The organism is Plantactinospora solaniradicis (assembly GCF_042658085.1).
GTDB classification, from domain to species: Bacteria; Actinomycetota; Actinomycetes; order Mycobacteriales; family Micromonosporaceae; genus Plantactinospora; species Plantactinospora solaniradicis.
The window spans coordinates 328,357-342,030 of the sequence record NZ_JBHSPR010000032.1 but is presented as its reverse complement, the minus strand read 5'-3'; the positions used below and the strand labels follow the sequence as shown (position 1 = coordinate 342,030).

Genomic DNA, 13,674 nt, shown 5'->3' with positions numbered 1-13,674 from the left:
CCGGCTCACGCCACCTCGGCGGGGCTGCCGTCGGTGATCCGGAGCAGTTCGGCGTAGGTGGTCGGAAAGACGGCCTGTGGGACGCCGCCGGCCGCCCAGATCTCCGGGTAGCCGGCGAGCGCGGTGTCGACCAGGGTACGGACCGGCTTCGGATGCCCGAGCGGGGCGACTCCGCCGATCGGTTGGCCGGTGTGCTCGCGGACGAATTCCGGGGTGGCCCGCTTGAGCGCGGTCAGCCCGAGTTCCGTGGCGACCCGGGCGGTGTCCACCCGGTGCGCGCCGGAGGTGAGGACCAGCAGGGGATCGCCGTCCGCGTTGAAGATCAGTGAGTTGGCGATCTGGCCCACCTCGATCTCCAGGGCCTCGGCCGCCGCGGCGGCGGTGTGCACCGCCTCGGGCAGGATCCGGATCCGGCTGGCCGCTCCGGAGCCGTCCCGTCCGCCCGCGTTGTCGAGTGCGTCCTGCACCGCCTGCACGTTGGGATGTGACTGCATGGCATATATCTTGCCTCGACCGCCGCCTGTCCGATCAGATGCGATTACGCGCTGGTTGGTGTCGCGTCCGCGCGAACCTTGCGGAGTCCGGACTTACCTTGCGGATGATCTTGCGGGGTCCGGATTCAGGTTGCGGATTCACCCATACGCCGGCGAAGCGCCGGTGGCTACGGCGCGCGCTGCCGCTGGGTCGATGAGGTCGATGCCGCTGGTGTAGCGAAGTCGAGTGCGGTCAGGCGCTGGTTCAGCAACTGGTGTAGCTCTCTTGAGTACGCTCACTGCGCTCATCGCGAGAGATGTGCAGTGACGCTAAGTCGTGATCATGAAAGCGCCTGCGCGAGCCTCCGCCGCTGCAACGAAGAAGCCGACCATGTCCTCGTAGTATTCCTTCAGGTAGTCGAGCTCGTCCGGGTCGTCAACGAGGTCCGGGTCGTCAACGAAGGTGGCCAGCCGGTCGAACGGCACGTTGCGGAGTTGTTCGGCGGTGTCAGCGACGTCGTCAACGCTCCAGACCATGACGAAGTCCGTGTCGTTGCCGTAGGGAAAGATCATTTCGCCGCCCAGTTCTAGGTCGACCTTGATGTCCGCTGCGACGAGGAGTTCCTGGATGTCTGGCAACGCCTTGTCAAGGTCCGCCATCTCATCCGGGGGACGGCCTGACGTCCCTTCGAAGTTCGTCGGATCGGCGATTGCGCGTGTCAATTCCTCTTCGGTTGCCCGAACGAATATGTGGACTATGCCCATCTCTGCCCCCTCGGCTCGACATAACTACTGGTGTCGATCATAGGGCCTCCCTCGGACGCGCTGATCTCGGCTTGAGCGGGCGCAACATGTCCGCCCAGCGGCAGATCCGGACATGATGCGGCTGGGTGGCTCGTCACTGACCGTAGCCGACCATCTGTTGTTGACCCTGCGGTTGCATCGACTCCAACCGCTCGCGTTCAGCAACCGATGCCAATCGTCGCTTGTTGGTCGGCGGCGCATCCGACTCTGCATCTAGAACCGGCACGCCGGCAGCAGAAGCCGTGAGATGCCCTGACACGCTGGCAGTGCATCGCGTCGGCCGACAGACGACAGTCGGCGTGACCAACTCCAAATCGGTAACGATCGCACCCGTGTTGAAGGGACTGTCAACGCCATCACTCGCTACGTCACGATTAACCGCCGCGACGCGAACGCGCTGGTCAGCGGCTCGGACAGCGAACGGACTCAAGATAATGCAGCAGCAGGCCGGCGCGCCGACGCCACCGCCCGGCCGCTACGCGCCACCGCCACGACCTACACGGTGAACCAGTTCAACGCCGCGCACGCCTTCCTCGACTGGCTCCACACACGCGACATCACCCCGGACGCCGTCAGTCAAACCGACCTCGACACCTGGGCAGTCACGGCCGGCGCCGGCCACCGCCACCCCATCCGCGGCTTCTTCACCTGGGCCACCCACACCTCGGCCATGCCACGCCAACTGGTACTCACGCCAGTCAAGTTCACCATCGGCGCCGCCATCACCCAACAACAGCGACTCACCCTGCTCCGGCACTACCTCACCAACCAGGCCCAACCCCTACGCGAACGGGCCGCCGCCTGCCTCATGTTGCTCTACGGCCAGCCGATCAGCCGCATCCACCGACTCCACAACAACGACCTCGACCTCAACAGCGACGCCCCGACAATCCGGTTCGGCGAACCGCCCACACCCATCCCCGAACCGATCGCCGGCCTGCTCCGCGACCTCGCCGCCGCCGCACCAGCCGAGGGCTGGCTGTTCCCCGGACGCCACCCGGGCCAGCCCATCACCTACCAAACACTGCACCGCAACCTCCGCAAGCTCGGCTTCCCGCTCAACCAGGCCCGCGTCTCCGCGCTCCGCCAGCTCGTCGCCCAGGTCCCCGCCCCCGTCATCGCCGACGCCCTCGGCATCCACCACACGACCGCCGCCAGGCAGGCCGTCAACGCCGGCACGACCTGGAGCCACTACGCCAGCGGGAACCACGCACCGTTACCACCACGAAATCCACGCGCACGAACTCGCGCATAAGAAACACGCGATCCTGCCAGTCCAGGGGCGGGTTCCACTCCGATGTCGCCTCGGACATCCGACCCGAGTGGTTCCGCCGCTGCGGTCCACCCGTCTCAGTCCGGGCGGGAGGTCAGTGCCTTTCCGGCGTTGGTCAGGGCGTCCACGGTCTGGGTGACCAGGGTCGTGACCAGGTCGGCCGCGGAGGGTACGTCGGCGATGAGATCGACGGCCTCCCCGGCCCAGACCGGTAGTGGCGGGATGACGCCCCGTGCCACGTCGGCCTGGTAGTCCTGCCTGGCCTGAGCATCCCCGACCAGTTCGGCCTCCCGGCCGCGCCATCGGTCGAGATGGGGGTGGGGGAGGGTACGAGCGGGGTACCGCGACGGCCATCGCGAGCCCCGGACGATGTCCAGCACGCTGCTGCGCTCGGTGTCCTGCGCCCGCCCTTCGACGATCGCCTTGGTGATCGCGGGATCGACCAGAGCCTCGGTGGTGGCCTGGAAGCGGGTGCCGACCAGGGCCCCGGCCGCGCCCAGGGCCAGGGCCGCGGCGATGCCGCGCCCGTCGGCGATCCCACCGGCGGCCAGGACCGGCACCGGTCCCGCGAGATCCACCACGACGGGCACGAACGGCAGCGTCGACCGCCCGCGCCGGGCGCCATGACCACCTGCTTCGGTGCCCTGCGCCACGATGACGTCGGCGCCCAGGTCCACGGCCTGCCGGGCCTCCTCCAGATCGGTCACCTGAATGATCAGGGCCGCCCCAGCCCGACGGATGACTTCCAGGAACGGGGTCGGGTCACCGAAGGACAACATCACCGCGCTGGGGCCGTATTCGAGCGCATGCTCGACCGCCCCGGCCTCGATCGCCCAGGTGAGGAAGCCGACCCCCCACGGCTGGTCGGTGCCCGAAACGACGATCGGCAACTCGCGATCCAGCCACTGCCGGTCCCCGCTCGCGGCGCCCAGCATCCCGAGCCCGCCGGCGCGGGAGACGGCCGCCGCCAGCGCGCCACCGGCCGACCCGCCCATCGGCGCCAGCGCAATCGGATGCCGTACCCCGAACAATCTCGTGAACTCCGTCGACAATGGCATGGTCCCCCCTCGCACCGGCCACCACGAACGCAGCGTTCCACGCCGACGGGCGGTGGTCGACCTGACGAAGGTCGTACGACCAGATGACCTTCGGATGGGGCCGGCGGGTGGAGTGGTGGTTAGGTTGGACCGCTATGACGGTGTTGCGACGAATCCTGCTGGCGCTTCCGGTACTCGTGCTCGGCGCGGTGGTGGTTGTCCTGCTGGCTCCGGGCGGGCTGGGTGATCCGGGGCCGCAGGTGGTGACGGACGGGCCGTCCGCCGAGGCGTACCGGGACGTGGTCGGGGTCGCCGGGAACCTGCCCGGCTGGCTGCACGGACTGGGCGAGTACGGCGCGACCGGTGGGCTGGTGGTGCTGATCGGGCTGGTCTGCTGGGTGGGCTGGTCCGGCTGGCGGCGGCGTACCCCGATCTGGGTGGGTGCGCTGCTGGTCAGCGCGGCTGCGGTGCTGGCGTACCTGGTCAGCGAGGCGCTGAAGCTCGTCGTCGACCAGGAGCGCCCGTGTCGGGCGTTCGGTGAGGTGACCACCTGGATCTCGTGCCCGCCGGGCGGGGACTGGTCGTTCCCGAGCAACCACTCGACGGTGGCCGGTGCGTTGGCCGCCGGCCTCGTCCTGCTGGTCCCGCGACTCGGGCTGGTGGTGGCCGTGCCGGTCGCCGTCGCCGTGGCGGCGCTGCGGGTGTTGGCCGGGGTGCACTATCCGCACGACGTGGTCGCGGGGTTGCTACTCGGCGCGTCGACCAGCATCGTGCTGCTGCTGGTGCTGAGCCCGGCCGGGGCGTTGCCTCGGACCGGTGCCCGGATTCCGGCCGGGCTACCCGGCGACGGCGTACCCACCCCGGGCCGCCGCTGACGCCGGCGGTCCGGGGGCCGCTGTCCGTGCCGCGGGCCTGACGCCGCCCGTACTGCCGATGTGCCGCTGGTCGCCGGCCCCATTGCCCGGCGACCAGCGGCACCGGCGGGGTCAGGCGATACGCCGGATGCGGCGGATGGCGAGGTAGAGCAGGAGCGCGGCGAGGGCGAGGAAGATCCCGGTCTCGATTCCCTGGAACAGCCAGAACCGGTCGCCGGCCGTCGCGTTCGGTGCGACGGCAGTCCCCATGACCGGGAAGGTGAGGGTTTCGGCGGGCAGGTAGCGGGGTCTGGCCAGCATGGCCAGGGCGGTGCGCAGGCCGAGGAACCCGACGAGGGTGCCGGCCATCGCGGGCAGCACCTTGGGCCAGACGGTGCCGGCGAAGACGCCCAGCGCGACCGCGAAGAGGGTGTAGCCGACCGGAACGAGGCCCTGCATGTCGAAGAAGAACGCGTCGAAGCGGTCCCCCCGCCCAACCTGGGTCAGCGGGCCCAGCCACCAGCCGACGCCCAGCCCGTAGCCGGTCGCCGGCTTTCTGGCCGCGAGGCCGGCTGTCAAGACGATCCGTGAAGCCGTGGACTCCGCAGCCGGCGCGGGTCAGTGTGGTGCTGCCACCACGTCGGAAGCGGGCGCGGAGGCGGGAACGGCGGGTGTCACCGTTGGTTCGGCGATCCGGGCCGTCTCGGCGAGCGCGACTCCGGCCAGCACCAGCAGTCCGCCGCCGAGCTGGGCGACGTTGAGGGCCTCGCCGGCGCCGAGCGTGATCCAGGCGACGGCGGCGGCGACCACGGGCTCGACCATGCCGAGGATTCCGACGCTGGTGGCCGGCAGGTGCCGTAACGCGCCGGCCACCAGCAGGAACGGCACGATCGAGCCGAGTACGACGACGTACCCGCAGAGCAGCAGGACCGGTACGCCGCCGCTGCTTTCGCGCAGTGGCTCCCAGCCGCCGGTGCCGTCGGTCAGCGCCCGGGTGAGCAGCCCGGCCACGGCCGACGCGCCGAACGCCCAGGTGGTCAGGGAGAGGCTGTCGCGCTCCCGTACGCCCCGGGCGCCGAGCACGTAGTAGCCGGCCAGCAGTACGGCGGCGCCGAGGCCGGCGAGCACGCCGAACCCGTCCAGTTTGAGGTCCCCCCACGCCTCGGCCACGCAGGCCAGCCCGACGAGGCTCAGGGCCAGCCCGCCCCACAGCCGGGGGCGCACCCGCTGGTGCTCGCCGAACCAGGCCCAGAGCGCGACGAGCAGCGGAGCGGTGTACTCGAACAGCAGCGCGATCCCGACCGGCATCCGGGAGATCGCGACGAAGTAGAGCATCGGGACGAGGAAGAACCCGGTCAGGCCGTACCCGATCAGCAGTGGCAGTTGGCCCGGGGTGATCCGGAGCCGGCGGGCTCCGGGGCGCAGCAGCAGGCTCAGCGCGAGCAGCCCGACGAACGCGCCCGCGGCCCGGATCAGGGTGAGCTGCGCGGCCTCGACGCCGGCCCGGAGGACCAGCTTGGAGACGGTGCCGTTGACCGCGAACAGAACGGCCGACAAGATCACCATGAGTACGCCGAGGGCCGGCCTGCGAGTCGTCACCGGGGAAGGGTATCCGGCCCCAGGTCAGGAGCTGTACGGCTTTCGGCCATTACCAAACAGGTCACAGATTCCGGGGGCGGAACTCAGCCGGCGGCGTCGTGCGGGCGGTGCCAGACGGTTTCCCCGGCGGGTGAGGTGAGCGTGTCCGGAATGCCGTTCGCCCAGCCGTCGCGTTCCAGTTGCCGGGCCGCGTCCCGGGCGTCGTCCTCGGTGGCGAAGGAGACCGGTTCGGGAACGCCGTCCCGGTACACCGTGAGCGTCCACTGCCCGTTCGAGTCGCTCACGCGTCGCTCGCCTCCAACCGGATCACCACGGACTTCGACGTCGGTGTGTTGCTGACCTCGGCGGTGCTGTCCAGCGGCACCAGCACGTTGGTCTCGGGATAGTAGGCGGCGGCGCAGCCCCGCGCGGTCGGGTAGGACACCACCCGGAAGTGCGCGGCCCGTCGGTCCACCCCGTCCGCCCAGACCCCGACCAGGTCGACGTACTGGCCGTCGGCGATGCCGAGGTCGGCGAGATCCTCCGGCGACACGAAGACCACCCGGCGCCCGCCGTGGATCCCCCGGTAGCGGTCCTCCAGGCCGTAGATCGTGGTGTTGTACTGGTCGTGCGAGCGGAGCGTCTGCAACAGCAGGTGCCCCGGCGGGACCCGCAGCACGGTCAGTTCGTTCACCGTGAAGTTGGCCCTGCCGGTCGCGGTGGCGAAGGTACGGCTGTCGCGTACCGCGTGTTCGAGCACGTACCCGCCGGGCCGGGCCACCCCGGCCCGGTAGTCCTGGCAGCCGGGCACCACCCGCTCGATCCGCTCCCGGATCGCGTCGTAGCCGTCGGCGAAGTCCTGCCACGGCACGGCGACCCGGTCGCCCAGGGTGGCGCTGGCCACCTCGCAGACGATCCGGACCTCGCTGCGCAACTCGGGCGAGGCGGGCGGCAGGTTCCCGGTCGACGCGTGCACCGCGCTCATCGAGTCCTCGACCGTGACGAACTGCGGCCCGCCGGGCTGCTCGTCGATCTCGGTACGGCCCAGCGTCGGCAGGATCAGCGCGGCCTCGCCGGTCACCGCGTGCGAGCGGTTGAGTTTCGTCGACACCTGCACCGTCAGTGCGCAGCGGCGTACCGCCTCGATGGTGGCCTCGGTGTCCGGGGTCGCCGCGACGAAGTTGCCGCCCAGGGCCATGAAGACCTTGATCCGGCCGTCCCGCATCGCCCGGATGGTGTTCACCACGTCGTAGCCGTGCTCGCGGGGCGGCTCGAAGCCGAACTCGTCGCGCAGGGCGTCGAGGAACGCGGCCGGCGGTTTCTCCCAGATGCCCATCGTCCGGTCGCCCTGCACGTTGCTGTGGCCGCGTACCGGGCACACGCCGGCACCGGGCCGGCCCATGTTGCCGCGCAGCAGCAGGAAGTTCACCACCTCGCGGATGGTGGCCACGGAGTTCTTGTGCTGGGTCAGGCCCATCGCCCAGCAGACGATGATGCGCTGCGCGCCGCGTACCCGTTCGGCCAGTTGCTCGATCTCCTCCATCCGCAGGCCGGTGGCGGCCAGTACGTCGGCCCAGGACAGCGTCCGCAGGTCGGCGGCGAACTCGTCGAACCCGCCGGTGTGCTCGGCGATGAACGCGGCGTCCAGGACGGTGCCGGGCGCCTCGGCCTCGGCGTCGAGCAGCAGCCGGTTCAGCCCCTGGAACAGGGCGAGGTCGCCGTTGATCCGGAGTTGGAGGTACTGGTCGGACAGGGACGTGCCACGGCCGATCAGGCCACTCGGTTTCTGCGGGTTCTTGAACCGCATCAGCCCCGCCTCCGGCAGCGGGTTGATGCTGACGATGGCGGTGCCGCCGGCCTTGGCCTCCTCCAGCGCGGAGAGCATCCGGGGATGGTTCGTCCCGGGGTTCTGCCCGACCACCAGGATCAGGTCGGCCCTGCCCAGGTCGGCCAGGGACACGCTGCCCTTGCCGGCGCCGATCGTCTGGGACAGCGCGCTGCCGGAGGACTCGTGGCACATGTTCGAGCAGTCCGGCAGGTTGTTGGTGCCGAGGGCGCGGCTGAAGAGCTGGTACACGAACGCGGCCTCGTTGCTGGCCCGGCCGGAGGTGTAGAAGGCCGCCTCGTTCGGCGAGTCCAGTCCGCGCAGGTGCCCGGCGATCACCTCGTACGCGTCGGTCCAGCCGATCGGCTCGTAGTGCTCGGCGCCGGCCGGTTTGTACATCGGCTCGGTGAGCCGGCCCTGCTGGCCGAGCCAGTAGTCGGTGTGCCCGGCGAGTTCGGTCACCGGGTGCTCGGCGAAGAACGCCGGCGTCACCTGCCGCCGGGTGGCCTCCTCGGCCACCGCCTTCGCCCCGTTCTCGCAGAACTCGGCCATCTTGCGGTGCTCGCCGTCCGGCCAGGCGCAGCCGGGGCAGTCGAAGCCGTCCTTCTGGTTGAGCTTGCGCAGGGTCAGCAGCGATCGTCGGGCACCCATCTGGGCGTACGAGTACGCGATCGACGTGCGTACCCCGGGAATGCCGGCTGCCCACTGCTTCGGTGCGGTGACTGTGACCGGCTCCTCGGCCAGGCCGTCGGTGGGTTGCTCGTTGGTCATGATGGACCTCCCGCGCCTGTGGCCGCCTCGGGCGGGATGTCGCACCCGCCTTCTCCCCGGCACCGTTGATCCGTGTTGATCATGGGCGGCCTCGGCGGCACATGCTATCGCACCAGCCCTCGATGAAACGGTCAAGGTGATCAACTTCTGGCGTCGCCGGGTGGCGGGTGGAGCACCAATCCATCGATGACGTTGACTAAATTGAAACGATTCGATACGTTGCCGAAACGGTGGGAAAGCCCTTTCCGTCCCTGCTTTCCCTGCCACCGTTCCCAGCTCAGGAGGAAAGATGACGCTCACCACCAACTGGACGCCACCCGACGGCGCAGCGCGCCGGCGCGGCTGGCGTACCGCCCTCGTCGTGGCCACGGCGACCGCCCTCGTCGGCGCCGGCATGACGGTCGGCCTGCCGCTCGCCTCGGCGGCGGCCATCGACAGCAGCGCCTCCGATGCGGTCACCTCGCGGCACAGAGGAAAGACGGTCGAGGTCAGCGCCGACTGCGGCAGTGGCTCGTACAACGCCGAGGCGGTGCTCAGCGGCAGCACCTGGACCGCCCGCAACGGCGGCAGCACGGTGTACACCGGCAGCGACATGCGCTCCGCGATGCAGGCCGCCGTGAACAGCCTGTCGTCGGGACGTACCTCGAAGCAGCGGGTGGTCGTCCGGGGGTCCGGTTCGATGAGTGCCGGATCCCGGCTCTCCCTGCCGAGCTACACGATCCTGGACGTCTGCGGCACGATCAACGTGACCGGCTCCGGGTCCGGGGACCAGGCGCCGGTGTACGCCCGGGGCGCCACCGACATCGAGGTGCAGCACCTGAACCTCACCGGCGCACCGCTGTACGGGATCTTCATGCGCAACGTGAACAACCTGACGCTCGGGCAGATCGACATGCGGCTGTCCCGGGGCCTCGGGGTGCGGATCGACAACCACGGCGGCGACCGGGCGGTGAAGGTCCGCAACATCCGGATCGACAACGTGTACGTGCAGGGGACCAGCAGCCAGGGCGTGGAGACGTACGGGGTGGACGGGCTGACCGTCGGCACCGTCACCGCCCGTAGCGTCGGGGAGTCCGGACTGCTGCTCAACGACACCATCAACGCCACCATCGGTACGGTCGACGCCGACAACGCCGGCGCCGGCACCGGGTACGCGGCGTTCCGGATGGCCAACCGCAACGGCCGGGTGGGCAGCAGCTACCCGACGAACATCCGGGTCGGCAACGTGATCGCCCGGGGTGGTGGCCGCGGGATCTTCTGCGTCTCGGAGAGCGGTGGCGCGGTGATCGACCGGGTGACCATCTCGAACACCGGCAACAACTCGATCCTGATCGAGAACTGCTACAACGTCACCATCGCCGGGCAGTCGGGGACGGTGACCGGTGGCGGCGAGGTCCGGATCGCGGCGCGGACGGAGTTCCCGATCTCCTCGGGCATCACCTTCCAGAACCTGACGGTGACCAACACCAACATCAGGCAGAGCCCCTGCGGCGGCGCCAACAACGTGGTCCGGAACGTCACCCGGAACAACTCCACGCTGACCTGGTGCTGACCCCGATCCGGCCCCGATCCGCCCACGGCGCGACCGGCCGCGGTTACTTGCGTTTTTGTCGGGGGCGGGGTGTACTCTCTCCAGTAGTTAGAACGAGTGTTCGATTGGGCGACGGTCGATGTGAGTCGACCCGCCGGGCCGGGCGCTCGGGCTGATGCCGGGGGCGGCGTTCGCGGCGTAACCCCCGGATGCGGTTTCGCGAACCGCACGGGATCCGGATTCGCGATCCGGGCCCACCAGGCAGGATCGTCGCTCGCCGCCCACGACCCCCGGGTGGCGGGCGACGAACCCGCCGGTTCAGCCGGCCGGGTGTGGTGTGGGGAAGCGTCCACATCCGGCCGGCGACCCACCGGTGCGTCTTCCTCCGCAGCGGGCTTCATCTCGACTCGATGCGTCACCGTCGGCCCGATCCGACAGCGGTGACGCGGTAAATGGGTGACGCGGAGGAGACAGTCCCATGCCGACCAGTCAGGCGCCGACGGTGCCGTCGCACGTGCTGCCGCACCGCACCCCGGCCCAACTACTGACGATCGCCCGGATGGGCCTGGCGGAAGCCGCCGAAACCCGGCCCGACGGCCTGCGCTACGCCGCGGCACACCTGGCCGCCCTGCGCGCCGCGGCGGCGATGCTCGCCGCCCGGGCCCGACCCGCGCCGACCCGCCGGAACCGTGTCACCAGCGTCTGGGCGCTGCTGGTGGTCGTCGCCCCGGAGCTGGGAGAGTGGGCCAACTACTTCGCCACCGGTGCGAACAAGCGAGCCGCCGCCGAGGCGGGCATCCCTCGGGTGGTGAGTCCCCGGGAGGCCGACGACCTGCTCCGCGCCGCCGAGCAGTTCGTCGCGGTGATCGAGGTGGCGCTCGGCGTGGCCCATCAACCCGCACTCGACGGGATCGCCGCCTGATGCGGTGATCCGTCCGTTACAGCAACACCTGCCTGATCGGCGCAGCCGCGCCGACTGGGATGCCCGGTGGGGCAACGGAACGACGGGGGCGGGAATCGAGATGGCGGGGCGGATGGTTGTCGGTTCCGCCGCCCTGGCGGACCTGGTCCGACCGGCGAGCGGATCGGACCAGGCGGGCGCGCACCGGATGCTGCCGGTCCTGCCGGAGCTGGCCGGGCTGCTGCCCAACCGTGGACTGCGGCGGGGCAGCACCGTCGCGGTCGGCAACGATCAACCGGCGCGCAACGGCAGCACCTCGCTGGTGCTGGCACTGCTCGCCGAGGCGTCCCGGGCCGGATCGTGGTGCGCGGTGGTCGGGGTGCCCACCCTCGGTGCGGTCGCCGCCGCCGACCTCGGCATCGAGCTGGATCGGCTCGCCCTCGTTCCCCATCCCGGGCCGGAGTGGGCCACCGTGGTCGCCGCCCTGATCGACGGGGTCGACGTCGTGGTCGCCGCGGTTCCCGGAACGGTCTCCGCCTCGGTCGTCAACCGGCTGGCCGCCCGGGCGCGGCAGCGCGGCAGCGTGCTCGTCCCGTACGGCGAGTGGGCGGGTGCCGACGTGACCCTGCGGGTGATGCGTGGCGTCTGGGAGGGGCTGGGCCAGGGCCGGGGCCGGCTGCGGCGGCGCGAGGTGACGATCTCCGCCCGTGGCCGTGGCGCGGCGGCGCGTCCCAAGGAGATCCGGGTCTGGATGCCCGGCGACCGGTCGACGCGGACGACGACGTCGGTGCCCTCCGAGGCGGCGTCGGCCAGGGTGCCGTCCACGGAGACGTCGTCCACCGCGCGCCGGACCTCCCTCACCCTGGTCGGGAAGTAAGCACCGGGCCGGTCGGGAAGTAGGTACCGGGCCGGTCGGGAGGTGAGCACCGGGCCGGTTTCGCAGCTCCCGGACGGCCGGATGACCGGGCCGAGCCAACAAGAATCGAACACACGTTCTAAGATCGCATAACTGCTGGTCGAGGGAGGTGTGTATGGCGCCGGTGCGGACCATGCTGCTCTGGTGCCCCGACTGGCCGGTGATCGCGGCCGACATCGTCGAGGGGGTGCCCGCGACCACTCCGGTCGCGGTGCTGTACGCCAACCGGGTGGTCGCCTGCTCGGCGTCCGCCCGCGCCGAGGGAGTACGCCGAGGGCTGCGTAAACGGGAGGCGCAGAGCCGGTGCCCCCAGTTGACCACCGTTGACCACGACCCCGGTCGGGACGTACGCGCCTTCGAGCCGGTGGTCGCCGCCGTCGAGGAGGTCGTCGCCGGGGTCGAGGTGATCCGCGCGGGGGCCTGTGCGGTAGCCGCGCGCGGCCCGACCCGGTACTTCGGCGGCGAGGAGCAGGCCGCCGAGCGGATCGTCGAGCAGGTCGCCGAGACCTGCGAGGTGGAGAGCCAGATCGGGATCGCCGATGGGGTCTTCGCCGCCGGGTTGGCGGCCCGGTCCGGGCGGATCGTCCCGGCCGGTGGCACCCCGGAATTCCTCGCCGGGCTGCCCGTCGAGGCGCTGGGCCGACCGCAGTTGACCGATCTGCTGCGCCGGCTCGGTCTGCGTACCCTCGGCGACTTCGCGGCGCTGCCCGCCGGGGACGTGCTGGCCCGGTTCGGATTCGACGGAACGCTGGCCCACCGGCTGGCCGCCGGCGGTGACCACCGCCCGCTCGCGGTCCGCCGCCCGCCGCCCGACCTGGCGGTGACCGAGACGTACGACGACGACCCGCTCGACCGGGTCGACGCCGCCGCGTTCGCCGCCCGGACGCTGGCCGAACGGCTGCACGACACGCTCGCCGGACACGCGCTGGCCTGCACCCGGTTGGGCATCGAGGCGGTGACCGCACACGGGCAGGAGTTGCGGCGGGTCTGGCGGCACGACGGCCTGCTGACCGCCGCGGCGATCGCCGACCGGGTGCGCTGGCAGCTCGACGGCTGGCTGACCGGGACCAGCCGCCGCCCCGGCTCGGGACGGGTCGGGCCGGTCCGCCCGACCGCCGGGATCATCCGGCTGCGCCTGGTCCCCGAGGGGGTGCTGGCGCACGTCGGCCTCCAGCCGGGGCTGTGGGGCGAGACGGGGCAGGAACGGGACCGGGCGCACCGGGCGCTGAGCCGGGTGCAGGGCATCCTCGGACCCGAGTCGGTACTGACCGCGGTGCTCGGCGGTGGACGCTCACCGGCCGACCAGGCCCGGCTGGTGCCCTGGGGTGACGAGCGGACGCCCGCCCGACCACTGGTCCCGCCGTGGCCGGGCCGGCTGCCGTCGCCCGCTCCGGCCCTGGTGCTGCCGGTGCCGCTGCCGGCGGTCGTCCACGACGCCGCCGGGGAACCGGTCCGGGTGACCGCCCGGCTGGAGGTCAGCGCCGCGCCGGCCCGGCTGGAGATGGACGCCGGTGGCGCGGGAGCGATGGAGATCGTCAGTTGGTCCGGCCCGTGGCCGGTCGACGAGCGCTGGTGGGCTCCGGCCGAGGCCCGGCGCCGGGCCCGGTTCCAGGTGTGCCTCGCCGACGGTACGGCGCTGCTGCTCTCCCTGGCCGGCGGCCAGTGGTGGGTGGAGGCCGTCTATGACTAGACGACGGCCGGGCGGCCACGG

At 71.2% G+C, this 13,674-nt stretch carries 13 protein-coding genes; 6 read left to right on the top strand and 7 right to left on the bottom strand.

Annotated features, from left to right (window positions below; all coding sequences use genetic code 11):
• Window positions 1–5: 5 nt before the first annotated feature.
• Both ACFP2T_RS30270 and ACFP2T_RS30265 read right to left on the bottom strand, forming a co-directional pair.
• Window positions 6–494, bottom strand: a complete 489-nt coding sequence (locus tag ACFP2T_RS30270) for a YbaK/EbsC family protein (protein WP_377427644.1) — start codon at window positions 492–494, stop codon at window positions 6–8.
• A 309-nt stretch (window positions 495–803) separates the two neighbouring features.
• A complete protein-coding gene (locus tag ACFP2T_RS30265) occupies window positions 804–1,238 on the bottom strand; it encodes a DUF1877 family protein (protein ID WP_377427641.1) in 435 nt (144 codons plus the stop codon).
• A gap of 541 nt (window positions 1,239–1,779) precedes the next feature.
• Here ACFP2T_RS30265 and ACFP2T_RS30260 point away from each other — a divergent pair.
• The gene (locus ACFP2T_RS30260) at window positions 1,780–2,532 is read left to right on the top strand and encodes a site-specific integrase (protein ID WP_377427638.1); all 753 of its coding nucleotides are present in this window, start codon (window positions 1,780–1,782) and stop codon (window positions 2,530–2,532) included.
• Window positions 2,533–2,627: 95 nt separating this feature from the next.
• Here ACFP2T_RS30260 and ACFP2T_RS30255 read toward each other — a convergent pair whose 3' ends face one another.
• Window positions 2,628–3,608: an NAD(P)H-dependent flavin oxidoreductase gene (locus tag ACFP2T_RS30255; protein ID WP_377427635.1), complete on the bottom strand. Its 981-nt coding sequence runs from the start codon at window positions 3,606–3,608 to the stop codon at window positions 2,628–2,630.
• A 134-nt stretch (window positions 3,609–3,742) separates the two neighbouring features.
• On the opposite strand from ACFP2T_RS30255, the gene ACFP2T_RS30250 reads away from it, so the two are divergent.
• Entirely contained in the window at window positions 3,743–4,462 is a 720-nt protein-coding gene (locus ACFP2T_RS30250; protein WP_377427632.1) for a phosphatase PAP2 family protein, read from the top strand.
• A 111-nt stretch (window positions 4,463–4,573) separates the two neighbouring features.
• Here ACFP2T_RS30250 and ACFP2T_RS30245 read toward each other — a convergent pair whose 3' ends face one another.
• The 4 genes from ACFP2T_RS30245 to ACFP2T_RS30230 all read right to left on the bottom strand — a co-directional run bounded on the left by ACFP2T_RS30245 (window position 4,574) and on the right by ACFP2T_RS30230 (window position 8,615).
• Window positions 4,574–5,020 (bottom strand): hypothetical protein, encoded by a 447-nt coding sequence (locus ACFP2T_RS30245; RefSeq protein ID WP_377427631.1) that lies wholly within the window; start codon window positions 5,018–5,020, stop codon window positions 4,574–4,576.
• 39 nt (window positions 5,021–5,059) lie between these two features.
• On the bottom strand, window positions 5,060–6,040 hold the full coding sequence (locus tag ACFP2T_RS30240) for an EamA family transporter (RefSeq protein WP_377427628.1): 981 nt from the start codon (window positions 6,038–6,040) through the stop codon (window positions 5,060–5,062).
• Window positions 6,041–6,123: 83 nt separating this feature from the next.
• Window positions 6,124–6,324 (bottom strand): hypothetical protein, encoded by a 201-nt coding sequence (locus tag ACFP2T_RS30235; RefSeq protein ID WP_377427625.1) that lies wholly within the window; start codon window positions 6,322–6,324, stop codon window positions 6,124–6,126.
• Window positions 6,321–8,615 (bottom strand): FdhF/YdeP family oxidoreductase, encoded by a 2,295-nt coding sequence (locus ACFP2T_RS30230; protein ID WP_377427623.1) that lies wholly within the window; start codon window positions 8,613–8,615, stop codon window positions 6,321–6,323. Before ACFP2T_RS30230 ends, ACFP2T_RS30235 begins: the two co-directional genes overlap by 4 nt.
• A 289-nt stretch (window positions 8,616–8,904) precedes the next feature.
• Between ACFP2T_RS30230 and ACFP2T_RS30225 the strand changes: the two genes are divergently transcribed.
• From ACFP2T_RS30225 to ACFP2T_RS30210, 4 genes are all read left to right on the top strand, one after another.
• Window positions 8,905–10,167, top strand: a complete 1,263-nt coding sequence (locus tag ACFP2T_RS30225; RefSeq protein ID WP_377427620.1) for a hypothetical protein — start codon at window positions 8,905–8,907, stop codon at window positions 10,165–10,167.
• A 457-nt stretch (window positions 10,168–10,624) separates the two neighbouring features.
• Window positions 10,625–11,068, top strand: a complete 444-nt coding sequence (locus ACFP2T_RS30220; RefSeq protein WP_196202200.1) for an SAV_6107 family HEPN domain-containing protein — start codon at window positions 10,625–10,627, stop codon at window positions 11,066–11,068.
• Window positions 11,069–11,168: 100 nt separating this feature from the next.
• Window positions 11,169–11,924 (top strand): hypothetical protein, encoded by a 756-nt coding sequence (locus tag ACFP2T_RS30215; protein WP_377427617.1) that lies wholly within the window; start codon window positions 11,169–11,171, stop codon window positions 11,922–11,924.
• A 154-nt stretch (window positions 11,925–12,078) separates the two neighbouring features.
• Window positions 12,079–13,653, top strand: coding sequence for a DNA polymerase Y family protein (locus tag ACFP2T_RS30210; RefSeq protein WP_377427614.1), 1,575 nt, complete (start codon window positions 12,079–12,081; stop codon window positions 13,651–13,653).
• The last annotated feature ends 21 nt before the right edge of the window (window positions 13,654–13,674 follow it).